This is a genomic window from Mesorhizobium sophorae (genome assembly GCF_002270415.1).
In the GTDB taxonomy this organism is placed as follows: domain Bacteria; phylum Pseudomonadota; class Alphaproteobacteria; order Rhizobiales; family Rhizobiaceae; genus Mesorhizobium; species Mesorhizobium sophorae.
This window is the reverse complement of sequence record NZ_NNRI01000021.1, coordinates 540,882-561,386: the sequence shown is the minus strand read 5'-3', so window position 1 is coordinate 561,386 and position 20,505 is coordinate 540,882. Positions and strand designations below refer to the sequence as shown.

Sequence of the window (20,505 nt, the reverse complement as noted above, 5' to 3'; positions counted from 1 at the left end):
GGAGAAGCGAAATGTTTGATGCCGCAGTTGGCCCTGCGATCGCCGACGACGAGGCGGCCCTTGCCACTCCATTCGTCAAATGCCTTGTGCGGCTGATCCGTGCGCAGGATTCCTACGGGTCATGGGAAGGCAAACCGGATGCCGAGCTGCTGGGAGACTTTATCCTCACCAAGGAACAGCGCCGTGCGATCCCAATCGTCGGCGATCCGGATCCGGACGTGCTGTGGAGGCTCGATAAGTTCTACGCCGCCGTCGGGCTTGCGATCGAGGAGCGCTCCGGGCTGATGGCATCTCCGGTGATGGAGATGAGTCATGAAGGCTTTGGGCGCGTCATTTTCACGGCCGGGCGGCTGGTCGTTTTGTCGAAGACCCTGCGCGACGTCCACCGGTTCGGCTTCGAGACGCTGTGGAAGCTCGCAGCGGCCGGCACGAAACTGGCCGGCGATGCGATCGCAACCATCGAGGCCTATCCCGAGGTGGCACGGGCGTGAGGAAACCGGTTGTCGAGCAGGGGGTTCATGTCAGGTCTTGAGCAGCCGCTATGGCCAGCCCACGCAGGCGACGCGGTCCAGGCCGATGCGGTTGTTGGGGTAGCGCTGATGAAGCCACTCGTCCTGATCTGTTCGCAAGATGCCGAGTTCTATCTGTTCCTCAGCCACATATTGGAGGTGGATGGATTTACCAGTGAGCCGGCAGGCGGCGCGAAGGAAGCACTTGCAAGGGCCGACGAACGGGAATTCCAGGCCGTGGTGCTGGACTGCGGGCCAGCGAGCATAACCGGGTCCGCAATCTGCGCCCGGCTCAAGCGGGAGCCTCGGACCGGCAGCCTGCCCATTATTGCCCTGATTGCCCCCGGCGCCGAAAACCAGCACCTCGATCTCCTGAAGGCAGGCATTGACGAGAGCTTTGTGCGGCCGATCGCCCCAGCCAAGCTGCTCGACTGTCTACGCGCGAAGCTGGCGTTGACGAAGCGGGGTTCGAACGGGTTTGAAAACGGCGGCTGGCTCTCCTGTGGCAAGCTTGAGATGAAGCTCGACGCCCACCGGGTTCGTGGCAATGGCCACGAGATCCATCTCGGGCCGATCGAGTTCAACCTGCTGCGGCTTTTGCTTGAGGCACCCGGCAAGGTCTTCACACGGGACGAACTGATCGGCGCGGCCTGGCCGGCCAACATCCATGTCGGTGTACGCACCGTCGATGTCCATATGAGCCGGCTCAGAAAGGCGCTGAAGGAGGCCTCGCCTGGCATCGCCATCCGTACCGTCAGATCGGCCGGCTACTCACTCGAGGAGCTGGACGGCTGAATGGATAACGGCTGCTGCCATTCCCCCCATCTCCATCGTGCTTAGGGCAAGTTTCGCGGCTCTGAAAACGCGCCTAAAGGACATGTTCAGAAAGAAGCAGTCAAATGACTTTCAGAAGCGTACTCAATGTGACGGGGTCAGACCATGGCGATCAGGACGTCAGAATAGCTGCCACCTTGTGTGCCGAAGTTGGGGCGTATCTTTCGGTTCTGGTGATGTCGCCTCCGCCGCTCGTTATGGCGTCTCCGCCACTCGGCGATGGCATCCACGAGTGGCCTGGACAACGCGCACAGGCTATCGCCAGACTGGAAAAACGGTATAGGCAGATCGAGAGATTCTCACAGGACATGGCCACACTGGAAAAAACAGCCAGGGAAATTCGGACGCTGCTAAGAGCAATGTGGCTTTGCTATGACGTCGATACCGACTACTGCGATCAGGCCAGCGTCGGTGACGCGGTGCGACAGCGGGCGCTCTGCGCCGACCTCACGATCGTCGGACCCGCACTTCTCAACGATGATCATCTTGGACCTTCTGTCGTCAACGGCAGCTTGTTCGATACGGGAAAGCCGGTGCTTGTTGTGCCGAAGGGCGCTGAGGCGACACTATCGCCACGGCGCGTGGTGGTCTGCTGGGATTCGCGAGCAGAGGCGTCCCGTGCGGTTCGGGAAGCGCTGGATATCTTGTCCCGGGCTGAGGAAGTTCGTGTCACACTCGTCGATCCGGAGCCAACCTGCAACGCAAACGGCGCGGAGCCCGGAGCCGACATTGCAGCCTATCTCACCCGGCACGGTGCTCGGGTGGCGGTCGACCGGCTGCCGAGCGCCGGCAAACCTGCGACCGCGGTGCTTGCGCAGCACGCAATCGACACGTCTGCCGACATGATCGTCATGGGCGCTTACGGAAGCCGCCGGCTGCGCGAGCGGCTCTTTGGCGGCGTCACGAGATGGATCGTTGGGAAGCCGGCCTTGCCGCTGTTTCTGGCTCGCTGACCGGGTTCGGACTGCTCATCGGGACCGTTCCTTGTGCGCCTGATGCCGCAGGTCCGTTTGAAGAAGCCAGTGAGGCCTTTCGACCGGGAGGATCAATGTGACGCGGCCTGGCCGGGCAACGTCCATGTGCTGCAATTCGCGAGGCTTCGTGCGCACAGGTTCGCCGCGACTTTCTCCGAGGTGTCATCAGGGCAGTTCACCAGGGAGATCCACTCCATATCGGCGGCTTAGAAGTGCGTTGAAATCAGCCTTGCACCTTGGCGTCTTTACATCCGGAATGTTCGCCCCAGAAGCCGGACGGCTGAATGTGCGGGATCATTCCCTTTTTCTTGTGCTGGGGCATCTGGTCAAGGGTTTGGCGGCAACGGCATGTTCGTATCGCCTTCGCTGTAACAAAAATAACGGGTGCGTTACAAATGATATGCAACTGAAACGATTTAAAATATAAATAACAAATGCAATTATTGCTTAAATAATTTAACACAACAATTAATTATCGCGCTTACCTTATATGCTAAGGTTCAATGCGTCGTGTCCGTAAGACTGGTTTTATGCCGTTCCCCGTGCGCCGATATAGTCAAAAACGCGTGGACATACGAAAGATCGGCTCCGGCCAGCTCAACCGGACGGAGCCACAGGGCAATGCAAAGAGCTTGGCCGCCAAGGCAATGGTCGAGCAGAAGGAGAACGAAATGGCCAGGACCGAAGACAAAGCTGGCGAGAAGGATCGAACTGCCTGCGTCCTGGCATTAGACCCTGCCAAAACCTCCGGTCATCTCCATGCAGTCGCCGAAGAAACGACCGAGCGGTCGACAGGAGCTCTTGTCAAATTTGCGTCGGATGCTGAAGACGCCGGGAGAATGCTCAAAACCATCTTCCAAAGCGCAAGAGCCGTCCGCAACGAACTGTCGCTGGAGACGGTCGCTCTATTGCGGACCAACGCCGAGGCCGCCTTCTCGCATCTGCAGGCGTTGGTTGGCGCGAAGGCGCCGTCGGAGGCTATCGAGCTGCAGTCGAACTTCTTGCGCCAGAGTGCTGAGATGTGTGTGGAGCAGGCCAGGGAATTCCAAGCACTCACCATCATGGCGGCAGCGGACCTCTCCAGGCCGATCAACGATATCTTGGAGAAAGCGCTGACGGACGTCGAGGCAGCCTGATGGTGGCGGCACTGAAAGGTCATCCTTTTCGACTCCGTAGTGCACCGGATCTAATGGCACCGCCGATGATGGAGATGAGCCGTGGGCGCATCGGCGCGCATGTTTTTGATGGCCGGCGGTTGGTCGTTCGGTTCAAAACCCTTCGCCAAGTGTAGTGGGGGTCCGCCTTGCCGCCGGATCGGAGCGCGCCGAGGCCGGCACGAAACTGGTCCTATGCGACCGCCGCTGTTCCCGACGCGGCATCAGCGCGATGAATGATTTTCGAGGAATGGGATCATGTCAGGGCTTGATGAGTTGCAGAGAAAGGTCCGCAAACTGCAATCGCGCGCGGAAAATGCGAAGATGGAATTGCACGACCTAGCTGAAGACCTCCCGGTTAACTGGACCGAAATCAAGGTAGTCGCCGAGAAAACGTTCGACGTGTTTGCCGAGCTGGATGCTGCCAAGAGAGATCTCGCCGCGTTGGAGAGTTCACCATGAGTAGCACTTTCGTCACCCGCGATGGCTCCTATGGGATGCCGCAATATCTGACCGCTATCGACGGCGCGACCTGCATCGGCTGCGGCCGCTGTTTTAAAGTCTGCTCGCGCCGGGTCATGCATCTTTACGGCGTCGATGACGCCGGTGAAATCCTCGGTGCGTGCGACGGCAAGGACGATGACTTCGATGGCGAGCTCAATCGCATGATCATGGTGGTCGACCATGCCGGCCGCTGCATTGGCTGCGGAGCCTGCGCCCGCGTCTGCCCGAAGAACTGTCAGACCATGTCGCGGCCGACCAGGTCGCGGCATGACATGACGAGACAAACGAGGAGAATGGCGTTGCCTTTTAGAACTTTTTTTCGCGTCCTGGTGCTGGTTCTCTGCAGCAACGCTGTGACTGTCTACTTCGCCTCGCATTCTGTCCGACTGGCAATCGTCACGACGCTGGCCTGCTCGCTGCTGCTTCAGATGGTCTATTTTGCAAGCTTGCTCTTTCTGGTCTGGCGGTCCAACTGCGCTTGTAGAGAGCGGGTGAAAAAGGACTGAGCATTTCGACAGGGGAAGGAAGTTCGAAACCAGTCGTCAGACCATGACGAGATGAGGGATGAACTTTCGAATGTGCCTCAGCTCGTTTCGATGGGCGGCACATCGCTGCTCTGTTGCGCAGTGACTAGCTCAGACGTCAATCTCACGCCACTTTGGGTCAATCAGGGCATTAAGCTGATTGTTCAAAATAGGTGCGCTTGAAATGGCAGATGTGACGATGTGACCGCATCCTGGGTCGTCCAACGGCGAGAGATGCAGCTGTTTGGTACCGCGGACACACAATAGCCGTCACAGAACACCGGCATGCGAGTTGCTTCGTCTCGATTACTACGACGCGCGCTGGAAACTATGATGAGCTTTTCTGCAACGTCCGAGAGTCCGGCCGGCCTCAATAAAACGGCGCCTTCGAATGACCGATCGGAGCTGGTCTCAGCTCGATCACCGTAGCTGGAGAAGACATGCTGGAAAAGTTCGAACGCTACCCGCTCACCTTTGGACCCACGCCCATCGAGAAGCTCGAACGACTCGGCAAGCATCTCGGGGGCAAGGTGGAAATCTACGCCGGGGAGGACTGCAACTCAGGTCTCGCATTCGGCGGAAACAAGCTGCGCAAGCTCGAATACATCGTCCCCGATGCGATCGCGTCGGATGCCGACACGCTCGTCACCATCGGCGGCGTGCAGTCAAGCCATACCCGCATGGTCGCCGCGGTTGCCGCCAAGACCGGCATGAAATGCCTCCTGGTTCAGGAGATCTGGGTTCCCCATGAGGATGCCGTCTATGACCGGGTCGGCAATATTCTCTTGAGCCGCATCATGGGAGCAGAGGTGCGCCCGGTCGACGCGGCTTCGACATTGGCATCCGTCACAGTTGGGAAAAAGGCGCTCTATGAGGTCAAGGCGAGGGGTGGCAGACCGTATGCGATATCCGCCGGCGCCTCTGTCCACCCCAATGACGGTCTGGGCTATGTGGGCTTCGCAGAAGAGGTTCGCGCCCAGGAGAAACAGCTTGGGTTTGCTTTCGACTACATTGTCGTTTGCACGGTCACCGGTTCAACGTATGCCAACATGCTCGTCGGGTTCGCAGAAGATAACCGACAGCGCACAGTGATCGGTATCGATGCCTCTGCCATGCCCGAAATGACCAGGGCGCAAGTGCTCAGCATTGCCCAACACACAGCAACGCTCGTCGAGCTCGGAACGGAACCTGTCGAGGATGACGTGGTGTTGCTGGAAGACTACGCCCACCCGCGTTATGGCATCCCGTCCCAGGAAACCAAGGAGGCGATCCGTCTATGCGCGCGGCTCGAGGGCATGATTACCGATCCCATTTATGAAGGCAAATCGATGCAAGGGATGATCGACCTCGTCCAGAAAGGCTTCTTTCCGGAAGGATCGAGGATCCTCTACGCGCATCTCGGCGGCGCACCGGCTATCAACGGTTATGGCTACACCTTCCGCGACGGCTGATGCTCGACAGATTGCGATTACGCCGCGCTGCCGTGACGGCGATACGCCGCCAAGTTCGTTCGAGGGCCGTCCGGCAAACCGAGGGAGTCAGCGGTTGATTGCCTCAACACGAAGATGATCGAGTTCGTTCGCAAGCGCCTTATATTATATACTTTCAAGGAGGTCATAGAAATGGATTAATATAAATACTAAAGCCAAAACTTTAATATATCGACAATATATAAACAACTTGCGTAAAATATAAATCTACGACACAACGCAACGACGTTCGCGCGCCGCCATGACGAGTTCGTTGTTGATGGCGCGCAGCAATCCTTCGTCGCGCCAGTGCCAGAAGTATTTCTGCACCGTCGAGAACGGTGGGAAGTCCTTGGGCAGAAGCCGCCATGCTCCGCCCGACGAAGCCATGTAAAGCAGCGAGTTCACGACTTCGCGCAGGTCCGTCTTCCGCGGCCGGCCGATCCGGTTCGGCGCCGGCATCAGCGGCTCGATCAGCGCCCACTCCGCGTCCGTCAGGTCGCTTGCGTAGCGAGGGCAGCGCCGTTCATAGTGAGGGCGGGTGGTTTCGGTCCAGGGCATCATGATCTCCGTCGAATCTCAGCAATCCGACAGAATCACAACCCGCTGAAATCACTCACTTCTTTTTGGAGCAGACACTGACTGGCAGGCGCTTGGTGGGCCACAAGCAGGTGCGTCAACTACCAGATGCCGTAGTATAGACGCCTGCCCGAAAACTCTAAAACGGAGTTCGTTCCAACGCATTGACCGAGAGATATCGAATGCAGAGCAACGCGACGAAGGTAGGTTTCGAAGTGCGTCTGACAGCAGCTGAGCTGCCGCACAGGTCCGGTCGCTATTGTGTGAAAGAATTTTTGAGGAGCATGTTCGCATCACAAGTAGATTTGCTGGAAGTCACCGACCGTCCAGCGTTTCGTCCGGACTCGTCTAATGTCCAGGAAACACAAAGTGACCAACCAAATGGATTTAATCCCTCTGTCGTTGAACTCGACGCTCATACAAGGATATTAGGATGAACATCGACGCTTTTACGGCTCATGAATCTAACGTTCGTCGCTACGGGCGGTCGTTCCCTGCAGTCTTTACGAAGGCTCTTGGTGCGACAATCTGGGACGAGGCCGGCAAGCCGTTTATCGATTTTCTTGTAGGGTCCGGCGCACTCAACTACGGGCACAACAATCCGACCATTATTGCGCCAGCAATCGAATATCTCGTCGGCGAGAACATCCTTCTATCGCTGGATATGAATACAGCAGCAAAGCGTGAATTCATTGAAGTGTTTGTGGATTCCATTCTGAAGCCAAGATGGCTTTCTTACAAGATACAGTTTACAGGGCCGACCGGCACAAACGCTAATGAAGCGGCACTGGCGCTGGCGCGAAAATATACTGGCCGCTCGAGCGTCATGGCATTCACGAACGCGTTCCACGGCATGTCACTCGGCGCTCTGGCCGTATCGGGTTCGGCGTCAACCAGGGAACTGGGCGGCGTTGCTCGCCACGACGTGATCCGTGTTCCCTATGACGGCTATCCGAACCAGGCTTTCGATTCGGCTAGCTACATAGACTATGTTTTGAGTGACTCGGGGAGCGGCATAGAAAAGCCAGCCGCAATCATTCTGGAGACTATCCAGGCAGAAGGCGGCCTCAACACCGCATCTGCAGCCTGGCTCACAGAAATTCAGCGCGTTTGCCGTACGCACGGCATCCTTTTGATCGTCGACGACATTCAGGCAGGTGCGGGGCGCACGGGCGAGTTTTTCTCATTTGAGTTCGCGAAACTCGAGCCTGATATCGTGTGCCTGTCAAAGTCCTTAAGTGGTTCCGGCAGTCCGTTTTCCATCGTTTTGATCCGCCCCGAAATAGACATATGGAAACCCGGAGAACATAGCGGCACCTTCAGAGGCAACAATCTCGCCTTCGTGACAGCAGGAGCCATGTGCAAGATGTGGTCCGACAAGCAGTTTACGGCACGCGTCGAGCGGACAGCCGTCAAGCTGCAAACGCACCTTGACAGCCTTATTGCGAAATTTCCCAAGTGCATTGAACAGAAGCGCGGCCGGGGCCTGATGGCCGGCCTCAAGTGCCGTTCGCAGTCGGTTGTGGGTCGTGTGCACGATGTCGCGTTCGAAAACGGATTGCTGATCGAATCTTCGGGGCCAAACCGCGACGTCATCAAAGTCCTCCCGCCGATAACCATCACCGATGACGAACTTGATCGTGGCATCGCGATCCTTGATCACGCATTACAGGAGCAAGCCAATGGACACTAACCAGGTATCTCAAGCGCCAGCTATTTCACCTCTTACGGTCAGAGAACGAACCGGCTCGATCAGCACTGCGGAGATCATCTCAGTCTTGAAAGGTGAGATCACCGGTCTGCACATCAAGCAAGCATTCAGCACGCAAGTAGCCGAGGAGATCACCGCCAACTTTATTCGCAATCCTGGCCGCAAGGAGCGCAAAGATGGCGTTCCAGGAGAATATGTCGGCGCATCTCACTACAGGAAGGATGCAGCCAACTATTTTGCAGAGGCAAGAAATGCGCGACCGTATGTCGACGGGCTTTTCGGCAATTTGGTTGATCCGGTCCGCGGTGTGTTCAACGCGTTGAAGCGCGAACTGCACGACCAGGGCGTTGAACTGCGACTGGCACGATCGGAGGACGGGCAGGCTAATATTTGTCGCGCTCTTAGCTGGTCTGGCGGGGGCACGTATTCCCTGGAGCCTCACGATGATGTCGCTCAAGTCCTATATGCCGGGAATGATTACGAGCTCCCTGCGGTGGCGAACAACATCGTAGCAGCGCTCAACTTCTATCCCAGCATGGCCGAGGAGGGTGGAAATCTGCGGCTTTGGAGCCATAAGCCGACCGGCACCGACCGAAAGTCGCAGGGTGTGGAGACTACAGGCTATCCCTATTCGGCAGCTTATCTCGAAACCGTTCCTTTTCGCGACTTCCAGCTTAAGGCCGGGGACATCGGCCTTATCGACGGCGGATTCGTCCACGGGGTTACAGGTCAATCAGGCAACGGAAAGCGTCGTCTTGTGCTGAATAGCTTTTTCGGGTTTGCGCGGCCGGATCTTATTCTCTGGTGGACCTGAAGCGGACGTCGCAGCGACACACCGGCTTCCGCCGGCAGTTAAGCCTCAACATCTTTCCTGACAGGTAGCGTCCAAGAGTACCTTCCTGCAGTTGGGATTAGACCCCGGCCTCGTTTGAAGGACAGACCGATAAGGAAAAGCGATTTGCGGGAGCACGTCATCGCGGTTTTGAGAACACGAGGTCTGGGGGCAAAGGCGGGCGACTGGCCAGCAATCAAGAAGCTCCGAGGAGGGTGGCGTCGCCTTAACTTGGGTTGGGCACGGGATGCCCCGATGTGGCCTCTTCACGCGGCTGTCGACAAAGCGATTTGCCTCCAGACCGCCATAGCGGCGGCTCGAATGTCGCGGTGATCGGCGGCTATCAGATGTTTCCGGTGAAGATTGAAGAGGTTGGCGATCGGGCCATGGATGGAAACGAAGCGCTGGCATTGTCGTGCCGACTTGAACCGGATCATACCTCGTTCTCGCCGCCGAACTGCCAGATGAGAATTCTCCGCTCGGTTATTCAGCCCCTTATGCGATCGATGCTCGACACCTGGCATGATTTCCCTTTGGCCGCATCGTAGGATCTGAGCTTGTCGGGGATCATGACGCGCGGCGTGATGCCTTGCCCTTTCAGCAGCTTTCGCATCAGCTTCAAGGCCGCCTTCTTATTCCGGCGGCTCTGGATCAAGGCATCGAGAACATAGCTATCGGCATCGACGACCCGCCACAGCCAGAATTTCTTGCCCTTTGTCGATGGCGGTTGAGAACCGCGTATAGATGGCGCCGAGAGGGAATTGATGCGGAATTCGGCTCGGAGTGGTGCTGAATGACGCTGATGATCTGATTTGGTTGGGGATGAGAGCGCGGGATGCGCCGACAGGAGCCCGGAGGGCGACTGAGGCGCATCCCGCGCTGCGTCCGCGCATGCTACATGTGCGGAGCGCCGCAATCAGACATCGACCCACTACCACGTAAACTCGATGTCCTATCCCAACGGCCCGTGTGAGGGGACTTGCAGGTCCCCGGGCACTGATGCCGACTGGTTCACGGTATGCGCCAGCATAATGGCATTGGCGCATTCCGTCGAGCTTTTCCCCGCAATCCCGACGGCGTTCCGAGAGGTTCGCCGCCGCAATGCAAACCGGTCGTTTCTTTCTCTGCGCACGGTGCCGCTCACAGGTCTTGCTTTGCCGGCATTGCGATCGGGGTCAGCGCTTCTGTGGTTCTGACTGCGCCCATGAAGCCCGCCGTGACAGTCTGCGTGCGGCGGGGCTGCGCTACCAGAACACCCGCCGGGGCCGCTTTGCCCACGCCGACCGCTCCCGCCGATATCGCCAGCGCTGCAAAAACAACGTGACGCATCAGTCTGCACCTTGTCTGCCGGATGGTTCACGACTGAACGCGCCCCTGATCGACGGCACCGTCGCACTGGACGACGTCACCGCTGAAGCGGTGCCATCGATCCCTCCGGCTCCGTGCTGCCGGCGCTGCAGTTGTCGGCTGCCGCCGTTCTTTCGCGGCGGCTTCGTGCGTCGCCGAGGGGCCTATGTCCGTCAACACGACTATGGAGACCCAACCGATGACCATATCCGCCGAGAAGGAAGCGATGATCCTGCGCCTGTACCACGTTGAGAGGTGGCGCTGTGGAACGATCGCAACGCAATTGCATTGCCACCATACGACGGTCTTCCGGGTTCTGAAGGAGGCCGGTCTGCCCCGCCACAGGCCGGTGATACGTCCCGCCGAGGTCGACCAGTATCTGCCGTTCGTCCAGCGGACGCTTGAGACATATCCAGACCTGACCGCCAGCCGCCTGTACGGGATGGTGCAGGAGCGCGGCTACAAGGGCTCGTCCTCCCACTTCCGGCATATGATCGCGCTCCACCGTCCGCGCAAGGCTGCGGAAGCGTTCCTGCGTCTGCGCACCCTGCCGGGCGAGCAAGGCCAGGTCGACTGGGCGCATTTTGGTCACATCGAAATCGGCAAGGCTCGCCGCCCGCTGATGGCCTTCGTCATGGTGTTGTCCTACTCGCGCGACATCTATCTGCGCTTCTTTCTTGATGCCCGCATGGAAAACTTCCTGCGCGGCCACGCCGGTGCGTTCAACGCCTGGAATGGTTTGCCCAGGGTGCTGCTCTATGACAACCTTAAGAGCGCTGTGCTTGAGCGTCACGGCGATGCCATCCGGTTCCATCCGACACTTCTGGCCTTCGCGGGCCATTATCGCTTCGAGCCCCGTCCCGTCGCCGTGGCGCGGGGCAACGAAAAGGGCCGCGTCGAGCGCGCCATTCGCCACATCCGGGAAGCCTTCTTCATCGCCCGCAAGTTCAAGGACCTCGACGATCTGAATGCCCAGGCCGAACAATGGTGCCGCAACCAGGCCGCCGACCGGCCATGCCCCGAGGACCGGACGATGACGGTTCGTCAGGTGTTTGCGCAGGAGCAGCCCATGCTTCTGCCATTGCCCACCAACCCGTACCCCATCGAGGAGCAGATCGCCGCGAAGGTCGGAAAGACACCCTATGTCCGCTTCGACCTGAACGATTACTCGGTTCCCCATACTCATGTCCGGCGCACGCTCACCGTGCGCGCCGATCTCGCCCAGGTCCGGATATTCGATGCCGCCACGATGATCGCCAGCCACCGCCGCAGCTACGACCGGGGCCAGCAGATCGAAGACCCCCGGCACCTCAAGGCGCTCGTCGCCGTCAAGCGCGAAGCGCGCCAGCATCGGGGCCTCAACAGTTTGACGCGCGCCGTGCCGGCCTGCCAGAAACTGATGATCCACGCCGCCGAGCGCGGCGCCAATATCGGCGCGATCACCAATGCCATGCTCAAACTGCTCGACCTCTACGGCGCCACCGAACTCCAGGCCGCCGTCGAAGATGCCTTGCAGGCCGGGGCCTCTCATTCGAGATCGGTTCACGTCGCGCTCGAACGCCGCCGGATCGCGCGTGGCGCTCCACCGCCGGTCGAAACAAGGCTGCCGGAGCATGTCCGCAAAAAGGATACGGTCGTACAGCCCCACAAGCTCGACCGTTACGATCAACTCACTTCCGCAGGCAACGACGATGAATAATCCCGGCATCCTGTTCAACCGCGCCAGGGCGCTGCGCCTCAATGGCCTGATCGCCCACTGGGACGAAATCGCCGACGCGCCGTGGCTGGCCGCCGTGCTTCAATGGGAGGAAGAAGAGCGCTCCGACCGCTCATTGCGGCGACGCATGCGCGCCGCCAGGCTTGGCCACTTCAGGCAACTGGCCGATTACGACTGGAAATGGCCGCGTCGTATCGATCGCGCCGCCATCGAGGAACTGATGACGCTGTCCTTCGTCAAGGAGGCCGCCAACATCGTCCTTATCGGCCCTAACGGCGTCGGCAAGTCCACGCTCGCTCTTAACGTCGCCTACCAGGCGCTGGTCGCCGGCCATTCGGTCCTCTTCCGCACCGCCAGCGAAATGCTCGGCGAGCTCGCCGCCATCGACAGCGATTCCATGCTCCGCCGAAAGCTGCAGTACTATGCGGCGCCCGATATCCTGGTCATCGACGAGGTCGGATATCTCTCCTATTCCAACCGTCATGCCGATCTGCTGTTCGATCTCATCAGCCGCCGATACGAGAAACGCTCGACCATCGTCACCACCAACAAGCCCTTCGCGCAATGGTCGGAGGTCTTCCCCAATGCCGCCTGCGTCGTCAGTCTGGTCGATCGCCTTTTGCACCATTGTGAGGTCATTCCCATCGAAGGCGATTCTTACCGCTTCAAGGAAGCCTCCGAGCGCTCGAAGGCGCAGCGTCAACAACGCACCAGCCACGCCGCTGACGAAAAGGAGCCTGCAGCATGACCGGAAATCCTCATCAGCCGTCCGGTCTCGGGCGTGGAATCCAGTTCATCGTCAATGCCGAATGGACACCCGAGCAAGCAGCCGCCGTCTTCGAACTCCTCGACGATCTGCGAGACTGCATCTGGAGCCGTTACGCTCCCCACATCCAGCAGTTTGTCCGTCACCAACAAGCCCCTGACCATCAGCACCCTTCCAGCGACGAGCAGACAGGGCAAAAGCCCCATCCTCTCGATCCCTCCTGGTAAAAAATACAAAGCGGCCCCATCGGGCCGCTTTCTCCTCCACAATCCTCGGCACCATTTGTCCGCGCTTTCTCGCAGCCGTTAACACCCTTGATAGCAACGACCATTTCGTCGAGATGCCACTTGTCGGCAAAACTGCCCCTGGACCGCCGCCGGATGGAGCGGGCATATCCGCGGCCGAACTTGGCAGCCCATTCCGCGACAGTCTGGAACGAGACTTCGATGCCGCGCTCGGCCAGAATATCTTCCACATGACGCAGGCTCAGTGGAAATCGGAAGTCGAGCCACGCCGCATGCGCTATGATCTCGGCAGGAAAACGATGACGCTTGTATCGGAGCGTCATAATATCGGTGGGCGGGTGCGGGCTCATGCCCGTAAAGTCCGCCGAAAACGTTAAGGCGACGCTACCCCTCGACCTGCTCAAATAATCTCGCGGCTGACGCGGCTTAAGCCATCACGATCTTCACTTTTGACGTGACTGACTGCTCCAGATACTCGAGAAAGGTCCCCTTAAACTGGCTAGCGTGCTCGTACGCCAACTGCTCGGCTCGGTCGGCGTTCCGGTCGCGAATGGCCTCCACGATCTCGGCGTGACCGAGATTAAGCCGATCCGCGGTCGTTCCGAGGCTTTTGGAAAGGAATTCGTTGTGGAAATAAAGCATACGTCTGCCTTCATCAAGAACGCGTTTGTAAAAGCTAGATAAATATTGGTTCCGGCCCGCTCTCGCGATCGTCATGTGGAAATTATAGTTTCCCTCGATGATCGCCAGCCACTCTCCGCTCTCATAGCTTTCTTGTGCGGCCAAGCTACAGGACCGGTCGGCCTCCTCGACTTCCTTAAGTTCTTCGTCCGACCTGCACACAGCCGCCGACCGGTGCGTGGCGCGTTGCAGGAGGTCGAGGGCGTCCAAATATTCGGGTACGCTGCGGAAATCGAGCGGGGCGACGATGGTGCTTCTGTTCGGAAGCGTTAGAACGAGCCCTTCGCTCGCCAGCCTGACCAGCGCTTCGCGTATCGGCGATCTCGAAAGATTGAAATGCTGACTGAGGCTGACCTCGTCCAACGGATAACTCGGCGGCAAAGACATGCTGAGGATATTGCGGCGGAGCTCGGAATAAACCCTTGCGCTTCCGGTTTCCTTGCCGATGACCGCCATGCTCGCGTTATTGCGAACGGTCTTTTTCTTAGTCATCACTTTCCTTTCATACGACATGGAACCTTCGGTTGCCCCCAGATCCTGCACCTCCTCCTCGCTGGGACGGCAAACACGCGTCCTCATTAGAGCGCGCGTGTGCCATCCCAGGATATGAGCCGCAGCCCATCAGTGCGCTTGGGCCGGAAGATAAAGACGTAGCCGCAACAGGATCGGCCGCAACAGCGGCCGCGTCCAGCGCAACTAAGCGCCGCCGCTGCGCTCAACCCGCCGCGCCTGGTTGGCAATCGTAATCAACACAAATTGCAGAGCTGTCGTCTCCGTCGTCAGGTCTGGGTTCACTAGCCCTTGACTGCCGCGGCCAGACTTAAATCAAGCCGCGGCTGACGCCGTGCGATGATATTAGCGCCCGGCAGCGCACTTTCCGCAACGATCTGCCTCATCTCTCCAGTCGCGCCGCATCGACGGCCCGTAATCACTTCCACGCGGCGATAATGATCATCTTCGTGCCTGTCTTGTTGCCTGACATCACTGTCGTCCCACTACATCCGCCAGTGCTCTTTGCAAATCAGCGACAAATCTCGGAGGGCCAATAGTCCAAACGATTATCGCCATCTCCCTCCAACCATGCTGCAGTTCAACCGCTCTCCCCAATATGCGCCTTATCCCCTCCACAATTCTCGTTCCAAGCTGCCCAGGCTTGATTTGTTGTCCTGGAATGCTTCGCCGATCGAAGGTGTCGAAACAAACTTCCGTCGAAGACCTGACCAAGGTTCTTTGCGACATAGTCGGGAGCGCCGTTATCGCCTTGACGCAACTCGCCGCGGCTGTTGAGGCCAGTGGTTACAAGAAGTGCGTCGAGCCCGGCAGCCTTTGCGCCCTTGATATCCGTATCAACCTGATCGCCGACCATCAAAAGACGGTCGGTACCGGCCCGAGCGATGCACTTTTCGAAAATCGCTTTTCCTGGTTTGCCCATAATCTCTACTGAGATTGGAGGAGCACCGAAGGGCGCTAGTCCAGCTTGAAGCATTGGCCCTATTATGCCCGGTCCAAAGACGAGTGTGCCGTTTTTGCTAGGATAAATGATGTCCGTGTTTGCCGCTATTATACGGGGCATTTCGCCCGTCTCGATCAGTCTGCGTTGAAAGGTTGACAGGATGTTATCGGCAGCCCGCTTAAAGTCGAAACCTTCGTCGTCGAGCACCACGAGTGTGTCGAATGTCTCTGCCGTATCAGCGCAACGAAGATTTGGATGCTTGCCGAAAATGTCATGCGCAGCGTGTGAACTCCCCAGGCACGAAACAAGCCGACCGGCTGCCAGCTCTTCGCGTACGGGCTGTCGGGCAACACCTCCCGCCGACACAATTCGGTCCACAGCGGGAATCGGAAGTCCGGCGCTGCGGAGACGTGCGAATATCGTTTCATCCGATCCGCTACTGATATTCGTCACGATGTAGTATGGCTTACCGGACATATTAAGTCGGGCCAAGATATCAGCAGCGCCGGGGAGGGCGTCATTTTCGCTGACCAGGACCCCCGTCGCGTCGAAAAGTATCGCGTCATAGCAATCTGCCAGTGTTTGGGAAGGTGGGGCTTCGGCGGCGGCGGGTGGAGGACAAGCCGACTCCTCCCTTGGCTGAACCGCGCGCGCGGTTGAGGGCGGAAAGTTGCCGTGACGCACGACTATCGGTTCGGGTGGTATGCTGCCCTCGCACGTCTCGCTATAAGCCCAGGCCAGCCAATCACATAAAATCGCCAAGTCATCTGCCTCGACCGTAGGCCCCGCCCATATCCGAAATCCTGGTGGCGCGTCACCGTAGCTCCAGATGTCAAAAGCCGCGCCTTCGGCTTCGAGTAGACGGATCATCTCAGCAACGATTTTGCCGCCGTGATCTGTCTCGCCGGCGGTGAGCTGCTCACGTACAAGGCGAAGAGTGATTGAACAGGCGGAGCGAGCTGCCGGATTGGTGCAGGTCCAATCGATCCAAGGAATAGAGTTCACCCAGTCGTCCATGACAGCATAATTCTTGGCAACCCTGTTCAGAAGCCCGGATAGTCCACCGCACGCTTCGGCCCAGTCGAGTGCAGAGTGGATATCCTCGACGGCGAACATGCTCGGGGTCGAGATCGTGCGGCCGCCAAAGAACGCTTTGTTCACAGATCCGTCGGCGTTGTGCAGTCTCATGAGCCTGGATATAGGCTTGGGTCCGCCGACATTTAGCCGTGCCTGGGCCCGAGGCGAGAGCGCGATCATGCCATGGCCGCCCTCACCCCCAAGCGCCTTCTGCCATGACCAGCACAGAACATCGATCCGATCGTAGTCGATGGGCCTCGTAAAAACTGCCGAGACGGCATCTGCGATCACAAGCCCGGCACGGTCAGAAAGAATCCAGTCAAGATCCGGTGGGCAAACGCCGCTGCTGGTGCCGTTTAGCACCAGAACGATGTCGTGATTGGGATCAATCCTGCTCGTGTTCGGAAAATCTCCGTAAGCACTGATGTGCCGCCGTTGGGGGGCAAGCGCCAACGTATCGATCTCATTTGCCCAATACTGCGAGAAGCTGTCTGACAAGAATGTCTCGACTGGTAACGGGCCGAGTAGATTTTGTAAGGCCATGCTGCAGGCGCCAGTGCCTGAACCGGGCACGATTCCGCAGAGCCAGTTATCAGGCAGCTCTAGCATGGAGGCCATGCGACTGATTACCTCTCCCAACCTTCCTGCTCCCTCGGAGCTCCGGTGACTTCGTCCAACATAGCGCAGCATAGTTGGGTGCACGCTCCAACCGGGGTGTTTACGGCAAGGGCCTGATGAAAACCGCGGATCGGACGGGAGGACCGATGGTTTCACTACCGCATTTGGCAGAGTCATGGCTTCCTCTAAGTTGGGAAAAGGGCTCTTCGACAGAGATATCTGCGATTAGCCGATGTCCTGGGCTATCAGAGCCGACAGCTTTTCATCAGCAAAACTCATCCGTTCATCGGCGCGAAGGTCCGAAAGGCGCCTGATAATTCCGGCGTCAGACAAAGCCCCACCTTCACAAAGCTTTTGAACATAGGACGGATGGATGAAGTTTGAGCCCGCGAATTGATATGTCGCGCTGCTGCCCCAGCCATACCGTTTGCGAAGCGGATCGAAGTGACGCAAGACGTGCTCGAGGAGTGCCCGTTCCTTGGATGTTTCGAGGTGAGTGAGAAGCGGTAAGAGCTGCTCACTGGCCGTATTTCCTGCGCCCCGGCCCATGCCCCCCATGGTGCAGTCAATCCAGTTCGCTCCGGCCATCGCGGCGGCAACTGAGTTGACCAGCGCATATCCGCGGTTGTCATGGCCGTGGAATCCAATGTCGGGTTCAATTCGGTCCGCAAACCGGCTGATTAATTCCTGAACGCGGGTCGGCTTCATAGAGCCAAAGGAATCGGCAATATAAAGCACGTCGATGGTGTCGATCTGCTTTACCTCCTTCAGGCACATCTCAACTTCCGCAGCATTTGCCGAATCGATCTGCATGAGATTCAAAAACACACGGAAGCCCTTGTGAGATAACTCGGCGCAAATGTTCGAGCAGGCAGCCAACTTGCTGTAATGCGCCGCGACGCGGACGGTCGTGATATGCCCGGGTACTAGTCCTTCTATCAGGCGGATCACGGCAAGGCTTATAGGCATTTCGCTCGCAAGCACATCCTTGGCATCGATCATCACGCATGCCGTGACGAGGAGATTAGCTGCCACCCGTTCAGCCTTAGAGCTCGTCACACTGGCGAAATAACCGTGGCTCTCCGGCTTCCCAACGAGCCCCAGCTCGACCATCCGCACCGGGAGAGTGTTGATAGTGGCGACATAGTCCGACACCAGTTCCGGCGCGAAATCCCAATTTGTGTAGTAGCCACCGTCGCGCAAGGTGCAGTCTATGATGTTTACGTCATCTGGTATTGTGTTTAGCATTGCCCAGCCTCCTAAAAATACCGCTACAACATCGAAGCATCCTGCATCAGCTCGCGGAGTAGCCACCATCGACATAGAGAATTTCGCCTGTCACGAACGATGCAGCTGGGCTCGCGAGGAAGATGTAAGGTCCGAAATACTCGGGCAAATTGCCCCGGCGTCGCATCGGAGTGAGTTCTATTGCGCGGCGCTGATAAGGGGTATCGAGATCAGGATGCACCCCATCCATGAAGTTGTTGATGAAGCCGGGCGCAACGGCGTTTACACGAATACCCTTATCGGCCCATTCTACCGCCATGGTGCGCGTCAGTTGATTGACGCCTCCCTTGCTCGCAGCATAGACAGCTAGGCCCGGTATGCCAAGCGAACTGGCGACCGAAGAAGTCATGATGATGCTGCCGCCGCCTTGATCCAGCATTGCTTGGGCGGCAAACTTCGCACAATAGTAGTAGCCACGCAGATTGGTATCGACGATTTCGTCCCATTCCTGCTCTTCATAGGAATGCGCTGGCTTGATGATGTCTGTGCCTGCGTTGCAGACCATCACATCGATCTGCCCAAACCGGTCGACCGTGCCACTGATCAGTGCCTTGCAATCCTCGTGCGACCGCACATCAGCGCGGATAGCCGTCACCTCGATTCCTTGACCCGCAAGTTCGGCCTCTGCTCCAGCCAGCTCTTCGTTATTATGCGAGGAAAGGACTACCTTCGTCCCCAATCGTCCAAAGCAGGTGGCGAGTGACTTCCCCAGACCGCGGCTCGAGCCTGAAATGCAGACTACCTTGCCATCAATTCCGAAGATTTCCTGGTATCCGTCTGCGCCAATTGAAGAATCGCGAGTTATATGAGGCATAATAGATTACCTACTCCCAGCCATGATTTTTTGGTTTAGTCCAAGTCAAGCTCATCGTTCAGCGGGCAAGACAGCGTGATGCAAATCCCAAGAGGGGCGGGTTCTCGTATTGCGGAACATCGCCTCATGCGCTCCAATCCAGGCGTGTGTGGGATTGAGATCGACTGTTTCGGAATAATAAATGGCGCGTCGAAAGGAGCTGCTTCGCCTCGCTCAGCTGCATCAGCTAGCTCTTCCGGATTCACTTCATGCCAATAACCCGGATCGAGCTGTGAGAGATCGACCCCCACTGTCAGGCGGGGGCGTCGGCCGGTTTGCGGATCCCTGCTCAGCACGATCGCGAATACATGCATTGGGATTGAAGGGCCAAGAGCAATGACGGCTCTGTTTGCGTTGGCTTCGTACATGCGACGGCTCCTAGTCCGACGAATTGTTCAGACGGTTGCACTCAGCCCTCCATCGATGACGATCAGGGCACCGCTGACATAGGCCGCGCGAGCGCTGGCCAAGAATGTAGCAACTGCTGCGAATTCCGAGGGATCGCCAAGGCGTCGGGCAGGGGTCCTATCCTCGAGCGCATGGATGGCTGCAGCGTGGTCGCCGAGGCGATTGACTTCATGAATGGCCGTACTGTGTGCTCCAGGAGCGAGCACGTTTACGGTGATGCTCTCCCCCGACAATTCTTGTACGAGCGTGTGGCAGTATGGCACGAGCCCCGCTCGCGCGACGCCCGACAGCGCGAAATGCACTGGGGTCCGTACAATAGCCTCGGAAGCGAGCATTAAGATTCGCCCCGCCGGCGAGCGCCGCAGATATGGCAGGGCCGCCGTAACTAGATTTATCGAAGGTAAAAGCACTCGGTCAAATGCGTCGTGAAAATCCTTAGGCGTCATGGCCGAGGGAGGTCCGGCAGAGACGCCGCCGCAATTCGTTACCAAGATGTCGATACACCGAAAACGCTCCGCTGTTTCGGCAACCCAAGCTGCTGCATCAGTGCAGTCGGTCACATCGGTCACGCGCGCCAGCACTTGGGTGCCCTTCTTTCGCAACCGATCCACTGCTCTTTCGAGCCGCTCCGGATTCCGCCCACAGATCGACAGGCGGCAGCCTTCGTTGGCCAACTCCTCAGCTGTGGCCAACCCTAAGCCGCTGGAGGCGGCCGCGACCATTGCCACCTTGCCGTCAAGCCCTAAATCCATTTTTACACCCAATTAACATCGCCAAGCTTCTTGACACCGCTGCAGAGAAGAAAGCATGTGCCGTGCCAAGCGAAAGGCCCTTTTAAAACAATATGATACCCCGGCTAATAAAACGTCGGTTTTGCTCTAATGTCGAATTCACGACATTTGTGTCGTCATCATGCAGGCCGATCGGTTCCGAAGGCAGCCTTGGGTAAATAATTAGAATTCT

General features: G+C 58.0%; 17 protein-coding genes and 4 pseudogenes. 12 read left to right on the top strand and 9 right to left on the bottom strand.

Going from position 1 to position 20,505, the window contains the following annotated elements; translation table 11 throughout:
* Positions 1-11 precede the first annotated feature (11 nt).
* From CGZ66_RS30935 to CGZ66_RS30895, 8 genes and pseudogenes are all read left to right on the top strand, one after another.
* Positions 12-491 carry a NifX-associated nitrogen fixation protein gene (locus CGZ66_RS30935; RefSeq protein WP_095090483.1) on the top strand — a complete coding sequence of 160 codons (480 nt, stop codon included), beginning with the start codon at positions 12-14 and terminating at the stop codon, positions 489-491.
* 27 nt (positions 492-518) lie between these two features.
* Positions 519-1,304, top strand: a complete 786-nt coding sequence (locus CGZ66_RS30930) for a response regulator transcription factor (RefSeq protein WP_095090482.1) — start codon at positions 519-521, stop codon at positions 1,302-1,304.
* A 104-nt stretch (positions 1,305-1,408) separates the two neighbouring features.
* Positions 1,409-2,296 (top strand): universal stress protein, encoded by an 888-nt coding sequence (locus tag CGZ66_RS30925; protein WP_095090481.1) that lies wholly within the window; start codon positions 1,409-1,411, stop codon positions 2,294-2,296.
* Between the two features lie 551 nt (positions 2,297-2,847).
* Positions 2,848-3,453, top strand: a complete 606-nt coding sequence (locus CGZ66_RS30915; protein ID WP_167392313.1) for a phasin family protein — start codon at positions 2,848-2,850, stop codon at positions 3,451-3,453.
* A gap of 276 nt (positions 3,454-3,729) precedes the next feature.
* On the top strand, positions 3,730-3,933 hold the full coding sequence (locus CGZ66_RS30910) for a CCE_0567 family metalloprotein (RefSeq protein ID WP_095090478.1): 204 nt from the start codon (positions 3,730-3,732) through the stop codon (positions 3,931-3,933).
* Positions 3,930-4,246 (top strand): annotated as a pseudogene (fdxB, locus tag CGZ66_RS30905) (ferredoxin III, nif-specific). The gene CGZ66_RS30910 and the pseudogene fdxB overlap by 4 nt, the downstream one beginning before the upstream one ends.
* Complete coding sequence (locus CGZ66_RS40440; protein ID WP_095090477.1) at positions 4,218-4,481, top strand: exopolysaccharide production repressor protein; 264 nt, start codon at positions 4,218-4,220, stop codon at positions 4,479-4,481. The pseudogene fdxB and the gene CGZ66_RS40440 overlap by 29 nt, the downstream one beginning before the upstream one ends.
* Positions 4,482-4,939: 458 nt before the next feature.
* A complete protein-coding gene (locus tag CGZ66_RS30895) occupies positions 4,940-5,950 on the top strand; it encodes a 1-aminocyclopropane-1-carboxylate deaminase (protein ID WP_095090476.1) in 1,011 nt (336 codons plus the stop codon).
* A gap of 267 nt (positions 5,951-6,217) precedes the next feature.
* On the opposite strand, the pseudogene CGZ66_RS30890 reads toward CGZ66_RS30895, so the two are convergent.
* A pseudogene (locus CGZ66_RS30890) lies at positions 6,218-6,529 on the bottom strand (transposase); the annotation flags it as partial.
* A gap of 451 nt (positions 6,530-6,980) precedes the next feature.
* Between CGZ66_RS30890 and ectB the strand changes: the two are divergent.
* On the top strand, positions 6,981-8,240 hold the full coding sequence (gene ectB / locus CGZ66_RS30885) for a diaminobutyrate--2-oxoglutarate transaminase (protein WP_095090475.1): 1,260 nt from the start codon (positions 6,981-6,983) through the stop codon (positions 8,238-8,240).
* Positions 8,230-9,072 (top strand): 2OG-Fe(II)-dependent halogenase WelO5 family protein, encoded by an 843-nt coding sequence (locus CGZ66_RS30880; protein ID WP_095090474.1) that lies wholly within the window; start codon positions 8,230-8,232, stop codon positions 9,070-9,072. The genes ectB and CGZ66_RS30880 overlap by 11 nt, the downstream gene beginning before the upstream one ends.
* A 284-nt stretch (positions 9,073-9,356) precedes the next feature.
* Here the strand turns inward: CGZ66_RS30880 and CGZ66_RS30875 are convergent.
* Positions 9,357-9,811 (bottom strand): annotated as a pseudogene (locus CGZ66_RS30875) (IS6 family transposase); the annotation flags it as partial.
* Positions 9,812-10,636: 825 nt separating this feature from the next.
* On the opposite strand from CGZ66_RS30875, the gene istA reads away from it, so the two are divergent.
* Positions 10,637-12,136, top strand: a complete 1,500-nt coding sequence (gene istA / locus CGZ66_RS30865; protein WP_095090534.1) for an IS21 family transposase — start codon at positions 10,637-10,639, stop codon at positions 12,134-12,136.
* Positions 12,129-12,902, top strand: coding sequence for an IS21-like element helper ATPase IstB (gene istB / locus CGZ66_RS30860; protein ID WP_095090368.1), 774 nt, complete (start codon positions 12,129-12,131; stop codon positions 12,900-12,902). Before istA ends, istB begins: the two co-directional genes overlap by 8 nt.
* 328 nt (positions 12,903-13,230) lie before the next feature.
* Here the strand turns inward: istB and CGZ66_RS30850 are convergent.
* The 7 genes and pseudogenes from CGZ66_RS30850 to CGZ66_RS30825 all read right to left on the bottom strand — a co-directional run.
* Positions 13,231-13,515, bottom strand: a pseudogene (locus CGZ66_RS30850) (IS6 family transposase); the annotation flags it as partial.
* Positions 13,516-13,591: 76 nt separating this feature from the next.
* Positions 13,592-14,338 carry a GntR family transcriptional regulator gene (locus CGZ66_RS30845; protein WP_245331308.1) on the bottom strand — a complete coding sequence of 249 codons (747 nt, stop codon included), beginning with the start codon at positions 14,336-14,338 and terminating at the stop codon, positions 13,592-13,594.
* 598 nt (positions 14,339-14,936) lie between these two features.
* Positions 14,937-16,994, bottom strand: a complete 2,058-nt coding sequence (locus CGZ66_RS40435) for an HAD-IA family hydrolase (RefSeq protein WP_206073815.1) — start codon at positions 16,992-16,994, stop codon at positions 14,937-14,939.
* 225 nt (positions 16,995-17,219) lie between these two features.
* Complete coding sequence (locus tag CGZ66_RS30835; protein ID WP_095090473.1) at positions 17,220-18,242, bottom strand: beta/alpha barrel domain-containing protein; 1,023 nt, start codon at positions 18,240-18,242, stop codon at positions 17,220-17,222.
* A gap of 46 nt (positions 18,243-18,288) precedes the next feature.
* Entirely contained in the window at positions 18,289-19,095 is an 807-nt protein-coding gene (locus tag CGZ66_RS30830) for an SDR family NAD(P)-dependent oxidoreductase (RefSeq protein WP_167392312.1), read from the bottom strand.
* A 35-nt stretch (positions 19,096-19,130) separates the two neighbouring features.
* On the bottom strand, positions 19,131-19,502 hold the full coding sequence (locus CGZ66_RS39550; protein ID WP_143748905.1) for a hypothetical protein: 372 nt from the start codon (positions 19,500-19,502) through the stop codon (positions 19,131-19,133).
* Positions 19,503-19,529: 27 nt separating this feature from the next.
* Complete coding sequence (locus CGZ66_RS30825) at positions 19,530-20,306, bottom strand: SDR family oxidoreductase (RefSeq protein WP_245331307.1); 777 nt, start codon at positions 20,304-20,306, stop codon at positions 19,530-19,532.
* Positions 20,307-20,505 lie beyond the last annotated feature (199 nt).